This is a genomic window from Pseudoflavitalea sp. G-6-1-2 (assembly GCF_012927185.1).
GTDB lineage: Bacteria > Bacteroidota > Bacteroidia > Chitinophagales > Chitinophagaceae > Pseudobacter.
Genome location: NZ_JABBGB010000002.1, coordinates 511,782 through 535,520 on the forward strand (window position 1 = coordinate 511,782; position 23,739 = coordinate 535,520).

The window sequence follows — 23,739 nt, forward strand, 5'->3', positions numbered from 1 at the left end:
GTTATTTTTTATTCTTCTTTTTCAATGATTCTATGCCGATGTTCCCTCCTCCCTGAAACAACAACAGTACAAAAATAAATAGCAATAACAATGGGGTTGTCATTTCTTCGATGCTTTGCCCCCAATGCACCATCACCAACGCCACAATGAAATTGATGATCATGAGTATGGCCGCGTATCTCACCTGCCATCCGAGTATCAGCATCACGGAGGCGATTGCCTGCGCATACACCGACACTACTGCGCAGATACCGGGAGCAGGAAATCCGAATGCATGCAGAAAAGATTTGAACTCCTGCATCCGATGCCAGCTGAAGATATTATCCACTACGCCGGCCAGCAGACGGAAACCTACAAACAGCCGCAGGAGAAAAACACCCCAATCGCGGTTGCGGTCGAGCAACTGAAAGAATTGATTCATAGCACAAGGTTTAGACCTAAAAGCTACTCAATTCCTCCGGTATCGCATAGCTAATTATGAGGAATGAAAACGATCCATCGCAGAACAATGTTGCGTCATCAGGAGTATTCATCGCCGATCTCCTGATCGAATATGGTGATGTTCTTATTGTATTTATTCCGGTAGTCGAGCGGCGTGAGTCCGGTTATCTTTCTGAATACTCCTCTGAAGGCTTTGATATCGGCATAACCTACTTCGTACATCACTTCAGAAACGTTGCTGGGTCCGGATTCCAGCATTTTCTTTGCACGTTCTATGCGTACACGCTGAAGGTATTCCGCAGGTGTATTGCCGGTGGCTTTGATGAAACGTCTGTCGAAATTACGTCTGCTCAGCGCGTATCGGGTAGCGAGATCTTCCATGGAGAATTTGCCGGTGAGATTGTCTTCGATATATGCCTGCGCCTTGCTGATAGCTTCATCGGAATGTTCTTTCTGTGCGCTGAAAATGGTAAACGGACTCTGGCTCACCCTGTCGATATCTACCTGAAAAGTTTTTGCGCAGTACAAAGCAGTTTCGCGGTCGTAGTTCTTTTCGATCAGATAAAGCATCAGGTTAAGAAACGAGAAGGCGCCTCCATTGGTGTAGATGCCCTGTTCGTCGGTGATGATGGCGCCGGTTTGCACATGCACATCGGGAAACATCTTTCTGAACATATCGGCAGTGTTCCAGTGGGTGGAGCAGTTCTTTCCTTTCAGCAATCCTGTAGCTGCCAGCAGAAAACCTCCTGTGCAAATGCTGGCCAGCTCCGTACCCTGCCTGTATCGTTTTTTTAGCCAGTCGATGATCTCTTTATTCAGCTCGATCATTTTGCTGATATTGAAATGCGCGGTGGCAGGAATGATCACGAGATCGGAATGCGTTACCTCCCTGATCAGCACATGGGGTCTGATGGAGAAAAGGCCATCGTGCAGCTCAACCTTTTTCGACACGCCTGCCAGCTGAATATCGAATACCGGTTTCTTCTCACGGGTCTTGCAAAAATCGTTGGCTTTCAGAAAAAACTGGTAGGCTCCGATCACACTGCTCAGGTTGTTATGCCCGGCAGGTATCAGGATGGTGAGCTTCTTCATACAGGAATGTTTAAACTCAAAGTTAACTTATCCGTTCGTCCAAATCCACACCCTGAGGATGGCAGCTTTACCAACCGGGAAAAGGAGACGATAATACCGTAAAAAAGGAAGATGAGACCGGCATCGACCCGATATATGCGTAAATGAAAAGAGGATTGCCCCTGATGAGCAATCCTCTTTTCTATTCATGATCAGTTGAGTTATACATTCTCGATCACCATTGCACTTGCGCCGCCGCCGCCATTGCAGATACCTGCTGCGCCGTATTTGGCTTTGTTCTGTTTCAGTACATTGATGAGTGTTACAATGATTCTCGCACCGCTGGCTCCCAGTGGGTGACCAATGCTTACAGCACCTCCGTTCACATTCACTTTGGCGGGATCGAGTTTCATGCGTCTGCTGTTTTCGATACCTACTACAGAAAATGCTTCGTTGAGTTCGAAGTAGCTGATGTCTTCGATTTTCAGTCCGGCTTTGGCAATGGCTTTGGGCACTGCTACTGCAGGTGTGGTGGTGAACCACTCCGGAGCCTGCTCTGCATCAGCAAAGGAGATCACTTTGGCGATGGGTTTCAGTCCGAGTTCATCCGCTTTTTCTTTGCTCATCAGCACCAGCGCTGCTGCACCGTCGTTCATGTTCGATGCATTGGCGGCAGTAACTGTTCCTTCTTTCTGGAAGGCTGGTTTCAGTTCGGGTATCTTATCGAATTTAACGTTGTATGGTTCTTCGTCTTTTGCAAAGATCTCCGGATCGCCCTTGCGTTGCGGAATGGATACAGGAACAATTTCATCATTGAATTTTCCTGCCGCCCATGCTGCCTGCGAACGCTTGTAGCTTTCAGTGGCGAAGGTATCCTGCTCTTCGCGGGTAATGCCACATTCCTTTGCGCAGAAGTCTGCTGCAAATCCCATGGCTTTGCCGTCGTATACATCGGTGAGGCCATCTTTTGCGAGACCATCAATCATGGAGGTGTTGCCATATTTGTTACCCCAGCGCAGGTTCTCTACGTAGAAAGGTACATTGCTCATGCTTTCCATACCGCCGGCAATTACAATGTCTGCATCGCCGAGCATGATACTTTGTGCTGCCTGAGAGATGGCTTTCATGCCGCTTGCACAAACCTTGTTCACAGTGGTGCAGTTCACTTCGTTGGGAAGACCGGCATATTTTGCTGCCTGACGTGCAGGGGCCTGGCCGAGGTTGGCCTGGATCACAGATCCCATCAGCACATCCTGAACCTGTTCGGGTTTCAGTCCGGCTTTTTCGAGTGCGCCTTTGATGGCGATCGATCCCAATTGAGTTGCAGTAAAGTCTTTCAGCTTTCCGCCGAAACTGCCTATGGGTGTGCGTACAGCCGAAATAATATACACTTCGCGTTTGTTCATATACAGAGCTTTATAAGTGCTTTTGATGTTTTTTGGTGAAATGTAACGATGTACAAATATAACAAATTCCACTAACAGTTGTTAGCCGCATCTGGACAAATATTTATTACCCGGAAAGGCCTTGGATGTTCGCTGTTCAGCAATTGTTTCGCCGGATAGACTCGCCGGGAATAGTAGGTTGTAGAACTCAGTCGGCTTCGCTTCGCCAGTCGTATCGCTGTTCGATAACGGGCTTCCAAAGCTTCCACATTAAGACTTTCTTATGTAGATTTGGTATAAACCTTATCGATGCATAAACTTCAACAATGCTGGGTGCTGCTGCTTTTGCTATTCCTGCCTGTTGCATTGGCGGCCCGGCAAACTTCTGACAAATTTCTTCAACGAAAATACAAAGGCAATGGTAACAACAGGTACCGCATGACCACAAATGTTGAACACAACGGCAAATGGCAATCTACCATTGAAGCTATATGCGAACTGATTGAAGAGGACAGCTCCGGAATTCCATCAGAAGAAGTTTGGTGGGCCACAAAGAAAGTATACACTCCCAAAGACACTGCAGGATCCTATGAAGATCTTGGCAACACAGCCGTATATAAAATTTCACTGCACCCTTTGGGCAAACTGGAGCTTCCTCCAATAACACAACCATCCCTCACCGGTGAGATCACCGACTTCCATACTTTTTTTGTAGCCATTAGTCCGAAGCTCGGCATAGGAAAACTTCATCATGCTGGTGAGCGCTACAAAAAGCCAGACTTTGTACAAGGGAATTTCTCTAATGGGAAAGACATCCTCACCGGACAGGATTGTCTTGATGTAACCACCACCCTTCAAGAGTTAAATAATAAGGAAGCCGTAATTATTACAAGCTTTCTCCCACCATCTTCCAATTGTTTACAATTTATTCTTCCTGAAATGCAAACACCTGTTGCCGGCGATACACTTAATAATTTCCAGATGGTAAAACCAACAACAGGCGAAAAAGTGAATGTGTTTTTCGGAAACGAAACTTTCATCATCAGAAGCATTCTCAGAAAGAAAGATGGAGTATTGGTCAGTGCAACAATGGACAACAGGCTCACGCTTCGCCTGAAAGTCAACTGCAATAAGGATTACAGCAATTGCCAAACCACCATTCCTTTTACCATCAAAAGAACAGTGCATTTGGAATTGATGAAATAAGTTGCCTGGTTACGGCAGTTCTTCGAGACTATGTTTGAAACCTTTGATTTCTTTTTTCACCAGCTTCCGGAAAGTTGGCGTCAGCGATTTTGCAATGGCTAATCCGATATCGCCTGCAGGTGGTCTGTACACGATCACCACTTTCACGATGCAGCGTCCGGGGCCTTCATCCATAAACTCTACTTTACCTGCGTTTTCGAGTGGCGCGGAGGATTCGGATTGCCAGCCGATGAGATGCCCCGGCACATCTTTCACAATCACGGCATCCCATTGAAGGCGACCGTAGCCGGGCAGATTGGCCGTCCAGGTAGATTGCATCCGATCGTGTTCGCGCACAGTTTCCAGATGTTTCATAAACAAGGGAAGGTTCTCCAGTTTACGCCAGAATTCATAGACCAGTTTCCGGTCTTTTTCAACCAGAATCTGGCAGCGGATATTCACGGCAGTATTGCGTACCACATGATCGGTTTTGCCCATAGCGGAATATACCGGACAATTACCCGAAGCGCCCCGGTACAACAAAAAGCCGCCGAGTGCGGCCTTCAGCAAACCGCCCAATCCGCTGTGCCGGATCCCTGCTACTCCATTGAGCAGCAGCAGCCCTCCGGCGATACCTGAAATAACCCTTTCTGTATCACCTACATTCTTCACATGCTCCATCCGGGTATCCCTTGACTGTTCGGAGGAGAGTTCCATATCCTGTTCCGGTGCCAGCGGCCATGCCGGATAATTGGTTGAATGCTTCATAACCTCATAGTTTTATTTATTGGGTACCAGCAAAAATGCTGCCCGCCAATTCCCTTCAACAGAGGCACAAAAAAACCGGCCATGCAGCCGGTTGACTTTTCAGACAATAATTTGTAACTTTTAAAGAAAAAAATGCCTACCAGCCGACACAGAAAAAAACATGCGCATCATCATTATCATCCACGCGCAAACAGCCATGCATCGAATAGTGGAGTACAGGCAACGGCCCGTCATCCAAAGAAGAAGAGTGCCGTTACTATCATGATAGTATTTCTGGCCGTTATCGGCGTAGGGGTCGCCTTCCTTGCCGGAGGAACAAACAGCACCCTACTGCTGGGTGGCGCACTCGTAGGCGCAATAGCCGGCTACTTTATCGGCCATGGTATGGATAAAATGGTAGCGAAGAACGCCAAATAGATCAGTTATCTGTAGGACTAAGATAGTATCCTTCTTCGCAAAGTACATATGCATTGGGAACTGTAGACAGTAGGGAATCTCTCACCATCGCTTCGGCTGCATGCTGGTAATTGCTGCCTACCTCAGGCGTTCGCATCGCGAACTTCCAGCTTTGAATTTTCAGGAGTGCAATCTTACTGGAGTGAACTATGTGATTTTCCAGTATTTGAAATCTTTCAGCCAGGTAGTCCTGGTCGTTTTGAGTAAAATTGCTCATAGGGTCAGTGGGTTTTCAGAGAAATTGGTCCATTTACAACGAACTATCTGAAAGAAAATTGTTTATACCCTGGTTCTGCCCAAAAAATTGTAGATTTAGAGTCCCCGTTTTCACATCCCTCCCACTCCGTCAAAAGCTTCATCATTTACTTAACTATTAAAACCGAAAAGCTATGCCTATCGTAAAAGTAATTGAAGTGATCGCTTCATCCGACAAGAGCATTGACGATGCAGTAAGAAATGCACTCACAGAAGTTTCCAAAACGGTAAGGAATATCGACTCCATTTATGTGAAAGATATCAAGGCGCATGTGAAGGATGGCAATATCTTCTCATTTGGCGTAATCTGCAAGGTTTCGTTCAGGGTTGATTAACAGTTGTTCGTCCTTCATCCGAAAAGGGATTTCCGGAGCCGGCGAGGCATCCTGAGATCCCTTTCTTTTTACCTCCTGTTTTCTTTGCTAAATTGATTTAGTTCGCGGATTTCAGCATTTTCTCATCTTTTCCCTATATTTACGAAATCATGTTCCGATAAGTACCAAATACCCCAAACAAATTGCACTATGGGAGATCTCCAGATCAAGAAAAATGCTAAGCAGTACGATGCTGTAATTGTAGGCTCAGGAGCCGGAGGTGGAATGGCCACTTACATGCTGGCAAAGGCAGGTTTGAAAGTCTGCCTCATCGAAGCAGGTCCGATGTACGACCCAAAAACCAATGTAACGCAATTCAAAAACCCATGGGATTCTCCACGAAGAGGAGCCAGTACCAAACAACGTCCATTCGGCGATTTCGATGCCTGCTACGGAGGATGGGAAATCGATGGCGAACCCTACACCAAAGCCAGCGGCACTGAATGGGATTGGTTCAGAGCACGCATGCTCGGCGGACGTACCAACCACTGGGGCCGCATCTCACTTCGCTTCGGTCCCAAAGACTTCAAAAGAAAAAGCATCGACGGGCTTGGTGAAGACTGGCCCCTCACATACGACGAAATAAAACCATTTTACGATCGCGTAGATAAACTCATCGGCATCTTCGGCACCAACGAAGGATTGGAGAATGATCCGGACGGATACTTCCTCCCTCCTCCCAAACCCAGACTGCACGAGCTTTTCGTAAAAAAAGCAGCAGGCAATGCTGGTGTTCCAGTGATACCATCGAGACTCAGCATCCTTACCAAACCTATCGAAGGCAATCCGGAGCGTGGTGTTTGCATTTACTGCGGACAGTGCAGCCGCGCATGCAGCATGATGTATGCCGACTTCTCCTCTTCATCCGTACTGGTAAAGCCCGCTATCGCTACCGGCAATGTGGATGTGATCCCCAATGCTATGGCACGCGAAGTGCTCACCAATAAAGAAGGACTCGCCACCGGCATCTCGTACGTAAACAAAAACGATCTGCAGGAGTACGAAGTAAGCGGCCGTGTAGTGATACTCGCAGCCAGCGCCTGCGAATCGGCACGTCTGATGCTCAACTCAAAATCGCAACGCCATCCCAATGGCATCGCCAACTCCAGCGATGTAGTGGGCAAATACCTGCACGATTCTACCGGTGTAGGAATGGGCGGCGTACTGCCACAACTCTTCGGTCGCAAACGCTACAACGAAGACGGAGTGGGCGGTCTGCACGTATACTCACCCTGGTGGGGCGACAATAAGAAACTCGATTTCCCCCGCGGTTACCATATCGAATACTGGGGAGGCATGAGCCAGCCCGCATACGGATTCGGATGGGGCACCGAAAATCTCAACGGCAAATACCTCGTTAACGGCCAGAAGAAAGAAGCAGGCGGATACGGCAAATCACTCAAAGAAGACATGCGCTTTTTCTACGGCGCCAGCATCGGCATGGCGGGTCGTGGTGAAGCCATCGCATACGAACACAACAAATGTGAGATCGATCCCAATGTAGTGGACAAATACGGTATCCCTGCACTCCGCTTCGATGTAAAATGGAGCGAGCACGAGATCAAACAGGCGAAACATATGCAGGAGACCTTTCAGGAAATTATGCACCAGATGGGTGCCGTAATTACCTGGGGCATTGCAGGAGCCGATACCAACTACGGCATCGAAACGCCGGGCCGCATCATTCACGAAGCAGGCACTGTGCGCATGGGCAACGATCCCAAACATTCGGCGCTCAACAAATTCAGTCAGGCACACGATTGCAAAACGCTGTTCTGCGTGGATGGCGGACAGTTCGTAAGTCAGGCCGACAAAAATATCACCTGGACCATCCTTGCACTCTCCATGCGCGCGAGTGAATACATCATGGACCAGATGAAGAAACAGCAACTCTAACAATTATCATCTCACAATTACCCATAAACGAATTGTATGGATAGAAGAAAATCACTCAAAGCGCTGGCCGTGGGCACCATCTCTGCCGGTGTATTGCTTGAAGTAGCCTGTAAGGATGATAAGAAGAAGGATGAAAAAGCAAAACCTGCATCCGACGGCGCCAGTACCTTAGACCGAACGCCCGAAGAAACAGAGCGATACAAAGAGATCACGTCCAAAACGTTTTTCACAGCAGCGGAGATGGCCACCATCACTGTACTGGCAGATATCATTATTCCAAAGGACGAAGTAAGCGGCAGCGCTTCCGAAGCCAAAGTACCCGATTTCATCGAATACATTGTGAAGGAGATGCCTCAGCACCAGATACCGATGCGCGGCGGACTTCGCTGGCTCGAAATGCAGTGCCTCAAAAGATTCAACAAATCGTTTGTTGATTGTGATGAGAAGCAACGCATCGAAGTGGTAGACGATATCGCCTATCCTGCCAAAGCCAAACCCGAAATGGCACAGGGTGTAGCCTTCTTCAATCTCATGCGCAACCTAACTGCCAGCGGATTCTACACCACCGAAATGGGCTGTAACGATATCGGCTATGCAGGCAATAAACCCAACGCATGGAACGGAGTACCCGACGACGTATTGAAACAATACGGTATGGCCTACACGGAAAAAGAAATGAAAGAATGCGCCCAATACTGAGCCTGTTCTGCTAAAAATACCCTGAAGCCCGCTCCTACAGCGGGCTTTAGTATTTTATGAATTTCATCCATACCCATCCCCGCAACAATTCGCACTATTCGCACAATTTTTTCGCGATAAAATGAACCCTAACGATATCAAAACGATTTGTTCAGCCCATTTCATTCTGTACCTTCACCGTTAAAATATTTCATTTAATTTCCATACCTTTCTGTCAACCCAGGTTAAAACAACACACTGATTGACCTATGAAACGATTTTCCCCCATACGTTGGTTCAGGGATGTGTCAATTAAAACGAAGCTCTATTTCACTGTTGGCATCATGGCCACACTGATCGCTATTGAACTGGCTGCTCTGGCCTTTTCCATCCACACACTATCATCTGTTCGGGCCTATGTAAATGGTGAAGCCCTCTGGTCTAAATCGCAGAAAGATGCGATGTATACGCTCATCAACTATGCACGTACCAAAGACGAAACCGAATTTGCAAAATTCAAGCAATTTCTTCGTGTGCCGCTCGGCGACCATGCCGCGCTGGTAGAACTGGGCAAACCCAAGGATGAACGCAATTTCGAAACCATCAAACGCGGGTTCATCGAAGGCCGCAATCACCCCGATGATGTACAGGGAATGGTGAATCTCTTCAGCCGTTTTTACTGGAACTACTATATCGATAAAGCCATACATGCATGGATCGGTGCAGACAGCACCATCCCGCATTTCATCATACTGGGAGACAAACTGCACGAGGCCATTATCGATCCGCAAAACACGCAGGCACGCACCAATGCCATCTTCGACGAGATCGAAGCGCTCAATGCCGTTGTAACCAAATACGAAGACGAGTTCAGCTATCAGTTGGGAGAGGGTTCGCGCTGGCTCGAAAAACTCATTCTCAAAATACTGTTGGGCATTGCCCTCACCGTAGAAGCAACCGGACTGATACTGGCAATAGTGGTAAGCCGGAGCATTTCGCGGGGCCTCGATGCCATCTTCGATTCCGCAGATGCCGTAGCCAAAGGAGACTTCAGCGTTAAAGCCAAAGTATTCTCCAAAGATGAGATCGGAACACTGGCACACAAGTTCAACACCATGGCCAGTGAACTCGAACAATTGCAGAACGAGATCAAAGACAATAACGTCAACCTCGAAAAAACAGTGGAGCTCCGCACTGCAGAACTCGAACGCAAGAATAAAGAACTGGAACAATTCGCTTACGTAGCTTCGCACGATCTGCAGGAACCGCTCAAAACAGTTTCAGGTTTCGTAGGCCTGCTGCGCAAGCAATATCAGGGCAGGCTCGATGAGAATGCAGACCGTTACCTTGCTTACATTGTGCAGGCATCGGACCGCATGAAAACACTCATCAAAGATCTGCTCGATTATTCACGCATCGGAAGAGCCATTGCATTCGTTAAAGCAGACTGCAATATTCTCCTGCACGAAGTGCTGGCAGATATGAATCAGAACATCCGCGAGAACAAAGCCGTGGTCAAAGCAGACGACCTGCCTGTTCTCTACGCATATCCCACAGAACTCAAACTCCTATTCCAAAACCTGATCAGCAACGCCATCAAATTCAAAAAACCGGGTGCAGTGCCCGAAGTAAATATCAGCATCAGCAATACGCCGGGATTCTGGAGATTTGCTGTAAGCGACAATGGCATTGGCATCGATCAGCAGCACCGGGACAGGATCTTCATCATCTTCCAGCGACTGCACAACCGCAAAGACTATGAAGGATCCGGCATCGGACTGGCACATTGCAAAAAAATCGTAGAATTGCACGGCGGAGAAATCTGGGTGGAATCAACACCCGGCAAAGGCAGCACTTTCTTTTTTACGATAGCAGAGCTGCCGTTTGGATTACAGGACGAAAATTAAAGACATGCGGAGAATAAAGCTGACGAAACTGTTCAATCACTTTTTTCACAGTGAGAAAACAGGAGGAATGGTATTGATAGGATGTACCGTGTTGTCGATAGTGATTGCCAACTCATCATTCGGAGCGGACTATCTTCACTTCTGGCATCAGAACATCGGATTCAGTATAGGCAATTTCGATATGCATCACCCTGTGGAATATTGGGTGAACGATGGACTGATGGCTATTTTCTTCCTCATGATCGGCCTGGAGATAGAACGCGAACTCTACGCAGGCGAACTCTCCAGCGTACGCAATGCACTGCTGCCGGTGTTCGCAGCGCTGGGCGGCATGCTCACTCCTGCCCTCTTTCACTTCATACTCAATCATGGTACAGCAGAGCAGGCAGGCATCGGCATTCCGATGGCTACCGATATTGCTTTTGCATTGGGCATATTGAGTCTGCTCGGCAACAGAGTGCCGCCATCGCTCAAAATATTTCTGGCGGCCCTCGCCATCATCGACGATCTCGGCGCCATCATTGTGATCGCCGTATTTTATACAAAAGGATTTTCACTGGCATACTTCGGAATGGCTATGGGCATCTTCGGATTGCTGATAATTTTCAACAGGCTTAAACTGCGCAACCTGGCGCTGTATCTGATTCCCGGCGTAGTGATGTGGTACTGCATGCTGCAATCGGGAGTGCACGCCACCATCTCGGGCATTCTGCTGGCATTCGCATTGCCCTTTGGTGATGGAAGCGAAAAATCTCCTTCCTACCGGCTGCAGCATTTTCTGCATATGCCGGTGGCATTTATCATACTGCCCATTTTTGCACTGGCCAATACCGGCATCGTGTTCGAACCGGGATGGCAGAAAGGATTCTCTTCCAGAAACACGCTGGGCATCATGAGCGGCCTGATACTCGGCAAACCCATCGGCATATTGCTCTTCTGTTTTGCCGCCATCAAACTGCGCATCAGCAGGCTGCCCGGAGAACTCAACTGGAAACATATCGCCGGCGCAGGCATTCTCGCAGGCATCGGTTTTACCATGAGCATCTTCATCACCTTACTTGCGTTCGATGATGCCGCAACCATTGTAAATTCAAAGATTGCGGTGCTGAGTGCATCCGTAATTGCCGGCATTGCAGGTTTCTTTTTCCTGAAAATGCTTTGCAAACGCAATGCTGCGAACGAGTGATGCTTTACACTTCTTCCTTCGCCAGTTTCATATAATCTTCCTGCAGTTTCTTCTGAATTTCAAAAGGCACTGTCTGGTATTCTTTGAACTTCATTCCAAACTTGGCGCGCCCTTGTGTGATGGAACGAAGAGAAGATGAATAATCGTGCATCTCGGAGAGCGGCACATTGGCTATCACTTTGGTGAAATGTCCTTCTGCATCCATACCTTCCACGATGGCTCTTCTGGTCTGAAGATCGCCGATCACGGAGCCGGTGAGATCATCCGGACAAAGCACTTCCACATGATAGATGGGTTCCAGTATCTGCGGATCTGCTTCCTGAAACGCTTGCTTGAAGGCCATCAGTCCGGCAATCTTGAACGATATATCGTTGGAATCTACCGGATGCATCTTTCCATCGTACACACTCACGCGCACGTCGCGCACATAAGAGCCTGTAAGCGGACCTTCGTGCATTTTCTCCATCACCCCTTTCAGTATCGACGGCAGAAAACGTGTATCGATAGCGCCTCCCACGATGCAATTGTAGAATACGAGCTTGCCTCCCCAATCGAGCGGAAACTCTTCACGCGCACGCACGTTGAGTCCTTTTGGATCGGGCATACCCTCGTGCCAGGGCTCGATGCGCATGTACACTTCTCCGAATTGTCCGGCCCCACCCGATTGTTTTTTATGACGATAAGTGCTCTCTGCCATTTTGCGGATGGTTTCGCGATAAGGAATGCGTGGACGAACGAACTTCACTTCCACACCATGCACATGCTCCAGCTTCCAGCGGATAACACTCAGATGCAGTTCGCCCATGCAATGAATGATGGTCTGCTTCAGTTCCTGCGAAAACTCTATGTGCACGGTAGGATCTTCTTCGAGCAACTGATGCAACGCGATCGACAATTTTTCTTCCTCCCCTTTCTTCAGCGACTCGATGGCCATGCTCATATTGGAACCGGGGAACACGATGGGTTCCAGTTCTATGTTCTTTCCTTTTTCGTGCAGTGTATTGTTAACGTGTGTGTTCTTCAGCTTTAGTGTGGCACCGATATCACCGGCAGCCAGTTCATTTACGTTGCTGCGTTTATTGCCTTCCACTACAAAGAGCTGATTGAGTTTTTCGGAAACTCCGGTGCTTTCGTTCACCAACTCCATACCGCTGCGAATGGTGCCTGAATACACTTTGAAGAAACTGAGTTCGCCTACATGCGGCTCTGTAACTGTTTTGTAAACGAAGATGCAGGCTGGTCCGGATGCATCGCAACTGAGTTCAGCGCCGCTCCGCGTTCTCTGCGGAGGCATTTCATTGGCGCTGGGACATACATTGTCGATGAAGCCCATGATGCGCCCGCTTCCCATATTGCGTTCGGCGGAAAGGCAGAACAGCGGAAAGAGATCGTGATTGATCATGGCGCGTTTCATGCCTTCTTTCATTTCGTCCTCATCGAGTTCGCCTTTGTCGAAATATTTTTCCATCAGGGATTCATCGTTGCTGGCTACAGCTTCTACGAGTTCCCTGTGCAGCATGTCGGCCCGTTCTTTTTCTTCGTCGGGAATGGGAAGCTTTTCGGGCTTGCCTCCTGCATCTTTGAATTTGTACATGGTCATGCGCAGCACATCGATGATGGCATGAAAGCCAACGCCCACCTGTTGCGGATACTGCACTACCACTACTTTCTGGCCGAAATGCATTTTAGCTTCTTCAACGGTGGCATCGAAATCGGCATTATCGTCGTCGAGTTTGTTCACGGCGAATATCATCGGTGTTTTGAAAGCCTCTGTATAACTCCAGATGATATCGGTACCTACTTCAACACCATTGACTGCATTGAGCAGCATGATACCGGTATCGGCTACGCGAAGTGCAGAAACTACTTCTCCGGTGAAATCGTCATAACCGGGCGTATCGAGTATGTTTATTTTGTAGCCCCGCCATTTGGAGTGGAGCAATTTGGAGAAAACGGTGCTGGTTCTCTCCTGCTCCAGTTCGTGATAATCTCCGGTGGTATTGCGTTCGGAGATGGAACCGCGGCGTGTGAGTATGCCTGCTTCGAAGAGCATGCATTCCGCTAGTGTGGTCTTGCCGGAGCCGGCATGGCCCAGCAAGACAATGTTTTTTACGTGTGAGGTATCAAACTCTGGCATAGCAATAAATTTTTATGGTGGAAAATGGAATGATCAGTAAGGCAGATGCGATGTAATTCCGCACCGGCTATTGCAGAGGATGAATGTGTTTGCAGACAGGTCTGCAATTATTTATTTACCTGTTTCGGTCGATAAATTCGGTGAATTCGTCTTTGAGGTCTTTGAGTGTGTGTTCGAGATGCTGGTAGTCGTCGTAGAGACGTTCGTGATCGGTGATAGTGTCGTCGTTTACCTGTCCGTTGTGGAGCTGCGTTTCTGTTTCTACCTGCTGGTGATGATTCCGGATGGCATGCTTGAGATCGTGAATGTTCTGTTGCTGAATGTAGAACTGATTGTGGTAGTGATCGATCTCGATGAGCGTGTCTTCACCCGATTGATGGCGGGCAATTTCCTGCAGAACCAGATCGAGGTTGGCGATGGATTGTTTCTCAGAACGCAATGTCTCCCGCCAGGCATTGCATTCTTTGGAGAGCTGTGCGACATCAGTAGTAACCATGGGAGAAAGATTTAAGATGAAGAAATAAAGAACTGATAGTCTGATACGGCCGGATTAAATCTGCAGCGCGCAGGGGGAAAGCGCATTCATGTTGGAGTGTGCTGCAATGGTGATTTCAGTAAGAATGAAATGGGTAGGTAAGCTTATTCTAATTTACTACAATTTGAGGGTAATTACCGCAAATGTTACGGGAAAATTATGCACGGGATATGAACTTTTATGCCTGCTGCAACTGGCATACGACGCATGCTGCTGGTATTGCCTGTGTGATATCCGGCTAAGGCAATGAATCAAAGTCGATAACAGGTGCCTGCCCTACTGCCGTTCTGCTGTACTTCGCACCGATCGGTGTATATTTTGAAAAGAAACCACAGTTCTGCAGATAGAATTGCTGACCGGTTACCCCACCTGCATAATCGAGTCGCCGCCCCGCTCTGGCTGTAGCATCCGCGCTGAAACGCATGGCAGTGATTTGATGCCATTGATTATTGGTATCGCGCATCCATTGATTGCCATACAGGGCTTTGCGCCCCAGATAACCTGCATTGGGATCGAAGCACTCAAGAAAGGAATACATGCTTCTGAGGTAGGTGGATGTTTTTGGTCTTTTGAAGCTGGCAATCAGCTGCCAGTTTCCAAGCTCAGGAGCAAAGAACCACGAAGTATAGACTGTATTGCCTTTGTCGTCTGGTTTTGCATTAGTGAGAAAACGATAAGTGTTGCCTGCTTTCCAGTCGAACACCAGATAGCTTTGTCCGCCCGATCCTTCATCTCCGAATTCCCCTGTTCTCACATTCGTTCCTTTCTTTAGCAAACTGATTCTCATGGAGTCTGGGATGCTCTTTGGATCATCTGTTTCAAATGGACTCCACACAGAAAACAACACCCGTCTTTCCGTTGCGCTGTTCACCTGCATACCGAAATAACCTTCACCGAATCCATTGGCCATGTAATAGCTGCCGATGGGATCTTCGCCAGCCGGCACAGTGATCTCGCTATAGAAACTGGCTATATTTTTTCCTGCTGGCGGATCAAATACAAGATGCACCGATGGACCGCGACGCGCCCAGTAGATATCGTCTTTGATAAAAACTGATTTTTCGTTGACGGCAGATCCGCTGACATACAAATCTGTTGCATCCGCAAACACAGTTCCCGATTTGCTGATGCCTTGCAAATCGATACGCACGTAACCTGTATCTCTGATGTTGAAATTGCCTGCTGCTATTTTGTGATAGCTGCTGCCGCTTGCATTCAATGTAACGGATTTACCAGCCACGCTGACTTTTATTTTACTTGCACCGGATGGCACTTTCGCCCGCAGGGACAATTGCAGCATGCCCGGTTGATTAACGCGGATAAAAGCGCTGAATACCGCTTGTTGATTGCTCCAGTTGGAAAGTCCGGTTTCACTTACTTCTTCTGTACCTCCCTGAGCTGCATGTATAAGCCATGCGTTGGCGGCTAAGGAAACAGTGACGCCAGTGTCGGCAGCAACACCACTCAAGCCTTTCCCCGTCTGATGTTCCGCTTTCATAACTGAAGAACAAAAGACAGTTAAGCACAATGAAACCAGTATGGGCACTTTCACAAACATAATCAGCGTATTAGTGTAAGAAACAGCGATATGCAATTTAGAAATTATCAACCTTTGTAAACGGAAGAAGCCGGGATCTGAATAAAAGATGCACAAACGGTTGCGCAGCAGGATGCTGCTAACTGGCCTGCCCGGAGGTTCGTGGATTCAGCATTTTGGCTAAGATCAAAAAGATTGCAAGGTTATTGAATCAGTGAATGCCGGGAGATTCGGAATGAAGGCAAAGGCTATTGAAACCATGGGTGCCCAGTCACTCGCGAGACGCGAGTGACTTATATTTCTTCGCCTCCGGCGAAGTTATTGCATCTCACGATGTGGGGTCGCCAGAGGCGACCAGCATAGCCGTCACTCGCCAGAGGCGAGCGACTGCCGGCCCGCGACACTAATGGCTACAAACCTGAATTGGAAACAAATCTTCCAATTTTCTTTTGTAAACTTATATTTGCCGTTGGCTTAGGTATATTGCAAATTGCAACATATTAATTGGCAGCACCCTCGGCCTAATTACTGACACTCAGCGTGATAAGTCAACACACCATACAACAGATCCTCTCCCGCATCGATATTGTGGAGATCGTAGGCAGTTATGTGAAGCTCAAAAAGCGCGGCATCAACTACCTTGGGCTCTGTCCGTTCCATAACGAGAAATCCCCCAGCTTCACCGTATCCGCCAACAAAGAGATCTTCAAATGTTTCGGTTGCGGCAAAAGCGGAAACGCCATCGGCTTTCTCATGGATCTGGAGAAATACTCCTACGTGGAGGCTCTCCGCTGGCTCGCCAACAAATATGGTGTTGAAGTAGAAGAAACGGAAGTAAGCCCACAGGTTAAAGAACAGCGGGCAATCGCCGACAGCCTTTACATCATCAATTCCTTTGCGCAGAAATATTTCGAAGAGAAATTATTCGACTCTGAAGAAGGGCAGGACATTGCCCTCAGCTATCTCCGCGAACGCGGATTCAGAGAAGAAGTGCTCCGCAAATTCCAGGTCGGATATTCATTGCAGGATAGCCAGAGCTTTGTATCCACTGCCACCAACGCACAGTACAATATCGATCTGCTGGTAAAAAGCGGACTGGTAGCTCAACGCGAAGGACGCACTTACGACAACTACCGTGGCCGCATCATTTTTCCCGTTCACAACCAGAGCGGCAAGATCATCGGATTCGGCGCTCGTGTGATCGGCAAGGCCGAACGCGCTCCCAAATACATCAACACACCAGAGAACGAGCTTTATCATAAGAGCAAGATCCTCTACGGTTCTTACTTCGCACGTCAGGCCATCGACAAGCTCGACGAATGTCTGCTTGTTGAAGGTTATACCGATGTGATCTCCCTCCATCAGGCGGGCATCGAAAACGTAGTAGCTTCCGGAGGAACATCACTCACTCCCGATCAGCTGCGGCTGGTGCATAAATACACCAATAACCTCACCATCATTTACGACGGCGACGGCGCAGGTGTGAAAGCAGCATTGCGTGGTCTGGAACTCGCTCTCACAGAGGGTTTGAACGTACAACTTGTACTCATCCCCGACAACGAAGATCCGGACAGTTACGTAAACAAAGTAGGCGCTGCCGAGTTCCGCGAATTCATCCGCGAGAACAAAAAAGACTTCATCATCTTCCAGCTCGAAGTGATGCTGCGCGATGCAGGCAACGACAGCAATAAAAAAGCCGTGGTAGTGAACCATATGGCTGAGACCATTTCCAAACTCAACAAAGTTGAAGACTTCACCAAACAGCAGGATTATATCCGTCGCTGTTCCGAACTGCTTCGCATCGAAGAGAATGGTTTCAACAATCTGGTGAACAAGTTCATCCGCGACAAGGTCGGTAAAGAAGAATACAAAAAGCAACAGCCCAATACACCTCCTAAGCCGAACTACAAAGGAGGAAATACATCCAACTCCGCCCCTTCTATTAATCAGGGCGGAAACTTCAATAGCGGTACAGGTGATGATGGCTTCTATTCCGAAGACGCATTCTATGCCGATGAAGAATCATGGGATCAGGGCGGATTCCCTGACAGTGGCGGGCCTTCAGGACAGTTCCCCGGCGACGATACACTTGCACTCATCAACAAAGATGAGCAGAACGAAAAAGCCATTGTACGTTGCCTCCTCGAATACGGCAACAAGCCATGGGAAGAAGCCGGCACTGCCGCAAGTTACATTATCACCGAACTGATTGAAAACGGATTGCTCAGCAATCCTGAACTCGAACGCGTTATTGAAACTTACAAAGCCTGGTATGATGCCGGTATCGAACCTACATCACGCAACTTTCTGTATCACGAAGATCAGCAGATGGCTGCACTGGTAGTGAACATCATGGATTTCCCTTACGAAGTAAGTGGCAAATGGGCCGAAGTAATGGACCAGGGATCGATGATCGAAAAAGAAGACATTCAATACAAGATCGAGATCAATTCAACACTCATCTATCTCAAGCTGCGCAAGATCAAACAAATGATGGAAGACAATCAGCGCGACATGCAGCAACCACATACTCCCGACGAACAAATGGTACTGCTTCAAACGCATGTACACCTCAAACAGCTCGAAGTGGAACTCACCAAACGCGCCGGAACGGTGATCTTCAAATAATTTCTAATCAGATAAGACAGGCAAACACCCGTTGACATCACATCAGCGGGTGTTTTGTTTTCATAGCCATGCGCAATCATTTATTTTCAGCAAGCGCCTTCAGCAGCAATTCTTTCAGTGCGGGATCGGAAGGGCGCGGAGCATTCACATTTATGATGCGTCCCTGACGGTCGAACAGCATAAAACGAGGAATGCCTTCCACTTTGTAGTAACTGCGGATATCTCCTGTAACGCCTGCAAACAGCTGAATGCCGCCCAGCGTATCCTGTCTTATCATATCCTTCCACTTTTCTTTATCTTTTTCCGTATCGATAGTGATGCTCACTATTTCAAGATCTGTACCATGCATTTCCTTTTCAAGCTTTTTCAGATAAGGGATCTGAAATTTGCAGGGGCCGCACCATGTGGCCCAGAGATCAACCAGCACCACTTTGCCTTTGAGGCTTGCCAGTGATACCATTTTCCCGTTATTGTCGGGATAGTTGAAATTCAATGCAGGCTCTCCTTCTTTGAACAATGCCAGTGGCGCCTGCAGCTGGCGGCTCTGATGTTGCTGGCTGTCGGTAAGCAGGTATTGCCCGTACTCAGTAAGCATTGCATTGTAATCACCGATCGATTTAAGCATCGACCCCGTGTAGAGTACAAAATCTCCTTTGAGTGTATCATTGGGAATCAGTTTGATATTATCGCTAAGCGACTGCTTCCATCCTCCATATTTGATGTTGAGCTGACGAAGATTCACACTCGCCATCTGCTGCAGAATACGCTTTCCCCATGGCTGCCTGTATGCATGCAATGTTTGTTTTGCAAACTGAGTTGCCTGCATGGTTTTGTAATAGGCAATATACTGTTCTGTTGCAGGATGCTCCGGGCGTGGCGTAAGTAAAAAATTGCAGGCATAACCAGCAAGGTCCCAGGCAATATTATCGCGCATCAGCCGATCGAATGTTGCATTGCCACTGGACTTCCCTTTCAGAAATGCATTCACTCCATTTGATATGCGTTCGAGATCGGGAAAGAAATCTTTGTAAGAGCTCGAATAAAAACGTGATTTGTTTTCCAGCACATAGGCATAATCATGCCACTGGGTCATCAGGATATTCTCTTTCGAGTTCCGATTGCCTGCAAGTACATAACTGGTATCGTTGATTAGCAACGACAACTTTTCTCCACCACGGAAATAAAACTTGTAGTTATTGTCGGGAAACGTTTCCTCCCCTGTTCCGATTGCATAAAAACCTGCATATGGAGGATAGAAAAGAAAACCGAAACGGCCATCCTTACCGGGAACACTCGTGGCCATTTCATAAACAGCCCCTTCCGAAACACGAAACAGTCTTACGGTAGAAGATCTGCTTTTTTTCAATTGTCCGGATACCTGAACTGGCTGCTGAGCTTTCGCACCGTACGCGCAAAGCATACCCAATAAGAGTGCCAGCGCACTCTTTCGCATAATTCTACACATGATTGTTTTTTTAATGAAGTGAAAACGTAGCTGCAAATGCAGCTACGTTGATGTCAGGGGTTATTGATTCTGTACAATTCAATAAGTGTTACAGTAAGTGGAGCCGTTCACCAGTGGCGAAATATAGATCGCATCTGCTGCGGCGCCTTCTCCTTCCATGGTAAAGTCTGGTGTGGAAGCCAGATTGCCTGAAGATTTTTTGAATGCATGAATTTTGTATCGTCCATTGGCAGTAGTTCCGATGAGCATATAGTTGTAATAAAACGGTTGCTCTGAAGGGATTGCCGGACCTGCATATTTTCTATGCCGGATAAAACTGATCTGCTCTCCCGCAGCAGCAGCATACTGCAACTGTTCTGTTCCATTACTCAGGTTCCTGCTCCATACCTCATTGCCGACAGAGAAATATAACATATTCTCTTCTCCCATGATCATCGCATAATGCTCTGCCAGATTCACTTTTGCAGTAACAGGGATTGTATCGTTCTTAAGTGTTACGATTGTTCCGTAGGAAGAAATATTGGTGATTATCCGCAATGCAGGATCTGTTTTATCGCGTAGCACTGCAGTGCCGGCCAATGGACTACCCACCGCTTTAAGCCCCATGAACAACAGCTCCTTATTGTTTTTACTGGCCGGCATTTGGGTTGCGCCATAATCATTCACCACTTTTAATGTTGGCGTATAGGTGCTTCCGGATACAAAGGAACTGCTCAGCTCATCAAAGAACAATGGCGATATATAGGAGTTGTTATCGATGAGAAAATACCTGGACAGCCTGTAAGGCGTGTTCTTATTGTCGCGCATTTTCTTCGATCCGAATATACCTTCATACAGCATCGTATGCATTGCGCCATCATTGAGCAAATATGTGCCTGACATATCATTGCAGATAGCTGAAGGCCTTATCGCAGCTGGTGTTTCATAGAACAGGCTGTTCATGGTATTCGCAATTTTCATGGTATTGATATCAACCACTGCCATGCCTTTATCAGCCTGCACAAACAGCACCTTGTTATTGAATACCTGGCCGTCTGTTTCCACCGGATAACTCTGAGCAAATCCAAAGAGGGTACCCTGCCCTTCCACTTTTTGATTGTTGCCGAGCATCAGCACATTTTCCAGTTTTGTTGCAGGAGCTATGCTTTGCGGTGTGAAGAAAAGATCCAGATCTGTAAAACCGTCTTTGTGTTTCATCACATACCATCCACGGGTAAATTGCGTGGTTACATTCAGCACTGTACTGACGGTTTTGCCTACGCCCGTATTTTCGTTCTTCACCCCAAACACCAGCGTGTATTCTTTCGAACGTTGGGTGATGAGATAATCCAGTTGATGTTCGTGTGAAATGGTATCGATCTTTCCCATTGCATCAGGCTCGTAAATGCCCCACCAGTAAGAGAATGCAGCATTGGGATCGTTGGAGCGTACTGTTGGTTTGAGCGAAAGCCTGTCTACCAGCGCCACTCTGTCGTACATGGCATCCACTCCTTCGATGGTGATCTTTTCACCTTCAGCGTATGAATAATTGCCGTGGTCTTTGTAGCAGGCGCTTATCAGCAGCATGCTACCAATAACCAGACATTGATGTATCAGTTTCATGTAATCTTTTTAATGATTTAAGGAAATGTGACCAGGTTATTGTTTTCATCTCTGAGCGGTTCCGATGGATGTGCAGTATTGTAGTCTATCAGCAGCTGCTTCAGTTTATCCATCCAGAAAAGTGTTTTGGACACATTTCTGTTGAGTTCGCTCATGAACTCCTGATCCCAGAGTTTGCCTGTTTGCCTGATCATGAAAGTGTGTTTCACATTGCTGTACTTTCCCCAGTAATATTTTTCTGCGTATGCATCCCAAACCTGCGGTCTGCTGAGCTTGTCGGTGAATTCGAGCCGGCGCCAGAGGAATCTTGTTTCGCCGGGCTGGAACACGGCATCTCCTTTGATGCGAAACTTCAGTTTTACATATTGTTGTTTGAGGGATGGATCGCGCAGCAATACCACCGGAACCGCAGCGCTCACTTCGTTTGCCTTGATCACATACATATCTTTCAATGACGGATCGGAGAAAGATTTATAATGAACACCGGCAACGGCATTGTCTTCTCCCACGATCATTTCCTGCTCAAGCGAATAGGGACGGTCTTCGCTGGTGATGCCTCCCATTGCATAGATATTGAACCAGATGGTGTCTGCTTCGCGATCGTCGCTTCCGTAATAGAATGAATAATATTTTACAGTATCCTGAAGTCCTTCATTGTTGAGCCCGAATTGCAGCCGGGCTACGTCCTGAAAGGGGTATGTATGATCTTTTTTGCAGGCTGCCAGAGACAATCCAAGCAGCGTATACAGTGCAATTGATTTCATGATGGAAGTTTTATCAGTGAGCAGATTCAGCAGCCGGAACCGGCGGCACGTAATTGATGTTTACAGCCAGTGGAAGCCAGAGAAAAGAACCAGGGTCTGCATTCATACGTTTGTAAGTGAAAAACGATTGCCCTTCTCCGAAGAATTCTTTTCTGTATTCTTTCATCAAAGCCAGTTTCTGGCTCAGCTGATCCGAAGGGAAAGGAATGTCTCCTTCCATATTTCTGGCGCGCATGAATTCATCCCAGTATGGCTGCCGATCCGCTTCAGGAGCGGCTTCCGCGGCAATGAGATACATTTCGCTCAGTCGAAGCATAGGAATCAGATAGGGATCGGCTACCAGATAATTGGCAGCTGCTTCATATTTTCTCAGCGTGAAAGCCGTTTTGCTATCCGGTGTTGCTATTTCCTGCCAGATACTGCTTTCTCTGATATCCTTTCCGGTATTTCCGAACAGCTGATACTTTACGATATTGGCATCGGTGCCTTTTTTCAGTTTGCCTGATTTGAAATTGTCGTCGTATTTCTTGCGGAGATTGAAATCGTAAAGACCGAAGATCTGTTCCGGAGTGAGATTGAAATTCTTTCCGGAGAGATCACTCATTTCTCCGAGACGGAACTTGGCAGATCCATCCGGATTCTTCGCATCGATCACTTCTTTCGCGGAAGCAAAGGCAGCAGCATAGTCCTGAAACCAGCAATACGCACGGGCCTGAAGGGCCTTCACAGCATAGTAGTTCATACGCATGTAGCGAAAGGCGAAGTAGGTATTGTCTGTTTTATAATCACCACCATTGTTGGGATCAGCAAGATTAGCCCTTGAGTATTTTGTAAATGGATCTGCATCTTTCTGCAAGGCCGCTGCCTCCGAAAGATCGTGCAACAGCTCAGTTTTGAATGCTTCATAGCTGAGGTGTTTATTGGGGAGACTGGAAAGCGTTTTCACATAAGGCAGCACAGTGCCACCCGATACATTGCCGGGAACCGGACCAAACAAGCGAAGCAGATCCAAATGACAATAAGCACGAAGCGCCAGACACTCCCCTTTGATCATTTCAAATGCACCGGATGTAACAAATGCATCGCGTTGTTCATCGATCTTATCGAGGATGGAATTGATGCGCGAAATGGTTTTGTATTGCTGTTTGTAAATATTGGTCAACGCAGATTTCACGCCTTCGTCTTCGTACATGAACCTGCCAAGACGGAACTCCACTGAGTTATCCTGCACATCCCATGAAGAGGTGAGTGATTCTATGTTTCCGAATATCAGGTGATTGCCGTAAGCGTTCGGATCTTTCATGTTGATGTACACGCCCGTAAGCGCATCCTGAAAGCCTTTTTCAGAGGTAAGCAACTCTTCGCGCGTTGCCTTGGTATTGGGCTTCACGGTAAGCCATTTTTTGCAGGAAGCTGTACAGATCAGCATCAGAACAAATACTGCGGGTATATATTTTTGTATTGACACG

20 protein-coding genes are annotated in these 23,739 nt (G+C 47.5%); 8 read left to right on the forward strand and 12 right to left on the reverse strand.

Features of this window, described 5'->3' with window-relative positions:
• Position 1: 1 nt before the first annotated feature.
• From HHL16_RS11800 to HHL16_RS11810, 3 genes are all read right to left on the reverse strand, one after another.
• Positions 2-421 carry a DoxX family protein gene (locus HHL16_RS11800; protein WP_169425402.1) on the reverse strand — a complete coding sequence of 140 codons (420 nt, stop codon included), beginning with the start codon at positions 419-421 and terminating at the stop codon, positions 2-4.
• A gap of 98 nt (positions 422-519) precedes the next feature.
• Positions 520-1,533: a helix-turn-helix domain-containing protein gene (locus HHL16_RS11805; RefSeq protein WP_169425403.1), complete on the reverse strand. Its 1,014-nt coding sequence runs from the start codon at positions 1,531-1,533 to the stop codon at positions 520-522.
• A 200-nt stretch (positions 1,534-1,733) separates the two neighbouring features.
• Entirely contained in the window at positions 1,734-2,918 is a 1,185-nt protein-coding gene (locus tag HHL16_RS11810; protein ID WP_169425404.1) for an acetyl-CoA C-acyltransferase, read from the reverse strand.
• 288 nt (positions 2,919-3,206) lie between these two features.
• On the opposite strand from HHL16_RS11810, the gene HHL16_RS11815 reads away from it, so the two are divergent.
• Positions 3,207-4,103: a hypothetical protein gene (locus HHL16_RS11815; protein ID WP_169425405.1), complete on the forward strand. Its 897-nt coding sequence runs from the start codon at positions 3,207-3,209 to the stop codon at positions 4,101-4,103.
• 9 nt (positions 4,104-4,112) lie between these two features.
• On the opposite strand, the gene HHL16_RS11820 is transcribed toward HHL16_RS11815, so the two are convergent.
• Positions 4,113-4,850 (reverse strand): YgaP-like transmembrane domain, encoded by a 738-nt coding sequence (locus HHL16_RS11820; protein ID WP_169425406.1) that lies wholly within the window; start codon positions 4,848-4,850, stop codon positions 4,113-4,115.
• A gap of 132 nt (positions 4,851-4,982) precedes the next feature.
• Between HHL16_RS11820 and HHL16_RS11825 the strand changes: the two genes are divergently transcribed.
• The gene (locus HHL16_RS11825) at positions 4,983-5,267 is read left to right on the forward strand and encodes a hypothetical protein (protein ID WP_169425407.1); all 285 of its coding nucleotides are present in this window, start codon (positions 4,983-4,985) and stop codon (positions 5,265-5,267) included.
• A gap of 1 nt (position 5,268) precedes the next feature.
• On the opposite strand, the gene HHL16_RS11830 is transcribed toward HHL16_RS11825, so the two are convergent.
• The gene (locus tag HHL16_RS11830) at positions 5,269-5,523 is read right to left on the reverse strand and encodes a hypothetical protein (protein WP_169425408.1); all 255 of its coding nucleotides are present in this window, start codon (positions 5,521-5,523) and stop codon (positions 5,269-5,271) included.
• A gap of 172 nt (positions 5,524-5,695) precedes the next feature.
• Here HHL16_RS11830 and HHL16_RS11835 point away from each other — a divergent pair, with 172 nt between their 5' ends.
• The 5 genes from HHL16_RS11835 to nhaA all read left to right on the forward strand — a co-directional run bounded on the left by HHL16_RS11835 (position 5,696) and on the right by nhaA (position 11,602).
• A complete protein-coding gene (locus HHL16_RS11835) occupies positions 5,696-5,896 on the forward strand; it encodes a dodecin family protein (RefSeq protein WP_169425409.1) in 201 nt (66 codons plus the stop codon).
• A 189-nt stretch (positions 5,897-6,085) separates the two neighbouring features.
• Positions 6,086-7,831, forward strand: coding sequence for a GMC family oxidoreductase (locus HHL16_RS11840; protein ID WP_169425410.1), 1,746 nt, complete (start codon positions 6,086-6,088; stop codon positions 7,829-7,831).
• Between the two features lie 36 nt (positions 7,832-7,867).
• Positions 7,868-8,530: a gluconate 2-dehydrogenase subunit 3 family protein gene (locus HHL16_RS11845; protein ID WP_169425411.1), complete on the forward strand. Its 663-nt coding sequence runs from the start codon at positions 7,868-7,870 to the stop codon at positions 8,528-8,530.
• 248 nt (positions 8,531-8,778) lie between these two features.
• Positions 8,779-10,416, forward strand: coding sequence for an ATP-binding protein (locus HHL16_RS11850; protein WP_169425412.1), 1,638 nt, complete (start codon positions 8,779-8,781; stop codon positions 10,414-10,416).
• A gap of 4 nt (positions 10,417-10,420) precedes the next feature.
• A complete protein-coding gene (gene nhaA / locus HHL16_RS11855; protein ID WP_206022396.1) occupies positions 10,421-11,602 on the forward strand; it encodes a Na+/H+ antiporter NhaA in 1,182 nt (393 codons plus the stop codon).
• Positions 11,603-11,606: 4 nt separating this feature from the next.
• On the opposite strand, the gene HHL16_RS11860 is transcribed toward nhaA, so the two are convergent.
• The 3 genes from HHL16_RS11860 to HHL16_RS11870 all read right to left on the reverse strand — a co-directional run bounded on the left by HHL16_RS11860 (position 11,607) and on the right by HHL16_RS11870 (position 15,772).
• The gene (locus HHL16_RS11860; protein ID WP_169425413.1) at positions 11,607-13,739 is read right to left on the reverse strand and encodes an elongation factor G; all 2,133 of its coding nucleotides are present in this window, start codon (positions 13,737-13,739) and stop codon (positions 11,607-11,609) included.
• 115 nt (positions 13,740-13,854) lie between these two features.
• Entirely contained in the window at positions 13,855-14,235 is a 381-nt protein-coding gene (locus tag HHL16_RS11865) for a hypothetical protein (RefSeq protein ID WP_169425414.1), read from the reverse strand.
• Between the two features lie 277 nt (positions 14,236-14,512).
• Positions 14,513-15,772 (reverse strand): DUF3472 domain-containing protein, encoded by a 1,260-nt coding sequence (locus HHL16_RS11870; protein WP_206022398.1) that lies wholly within the window; start codon positions 15,770-15,772, stop codon positions 14,513-14,515.
• A 579-nt stretch (positions 15,773-16,351) separates the two neighbouring features.
• Here HHL16_RS11870 and dnaG point away from each other — a divergent pair.
• Positions 16,352-18,439 carry a DNA primase gene (dnaG, locus tag HHL16_RS11875; RefSeq protein ID WP_169425416.1) on the forward strand — a complete coding sequence of 696 codons (2,088 nt, stop codon included), beginning with the start codon at positions 16,352-16,354 and terminating at the stop codon, positions 18,437-18,439.
• Between the two features lie 76 nt (positions 18,440-18,515).
• Here dnaG and HHL16_RS11880 read toward each other — a convergent pair whose 3' ends face one another.
• The 4 genes from HHL16_RS11880 to HHL16_RS11895 all read right to left on the reverse strand — a co-directional run bounded on the left by HHL16_RS11880 (position 18,516) and on the right by HHL16_RS11895 (position 23,738).
• Positions 18,516-19,904, reverse strand: a complete 1,389-nt coding sequence (locus HHL16_RS11880; RefSeq protein WP_206022399.1) for a TlpA disulfide reductase family protein — start codon at positions 19,902-19,904, stop codon at positions 18,516-18,518.
• A 78-nt stretch (positions 19,905-19,982) separates the two neighbouring features.
• Entirely contained in the window at positions 19,983-21,506 is a 1,524-nt protein-coding gene (locus tag HHL16_RS11885; protein ID WP_169425417.1) for a PKD-like family lipoprotein, read from the reverse strand.
• A 17-nt stretch (positions 21,507-21,523) separates the two neighbouring features.
• On the reverse strand, positions 21,524-22,270 hold the full coding sequence (locus tag HHL16_RS11890; RefSeq protein WP_169425418.1) for a DUF4843 domain-containing protein: 747 nt from the start codon (positions 22,268-22,270) through the stop codon (positions 21,524-21,526).
• 13 nt (positions 22,271-22,283) lie between these two features.
• Positions 22,284-23,738: a RagB/SusD family nutrient uptake outer membrane protein gene (locus tag HHL16_RS11895; protein WP_169425419.1), complete on the reverse strand. Its 1,455-nt coding sequence runs from the start codon at positions 23,736-23,738 to the stop codon at positions 22,284-22,286.
• Position 23,739: the final 1 nt, after the last annotated feature.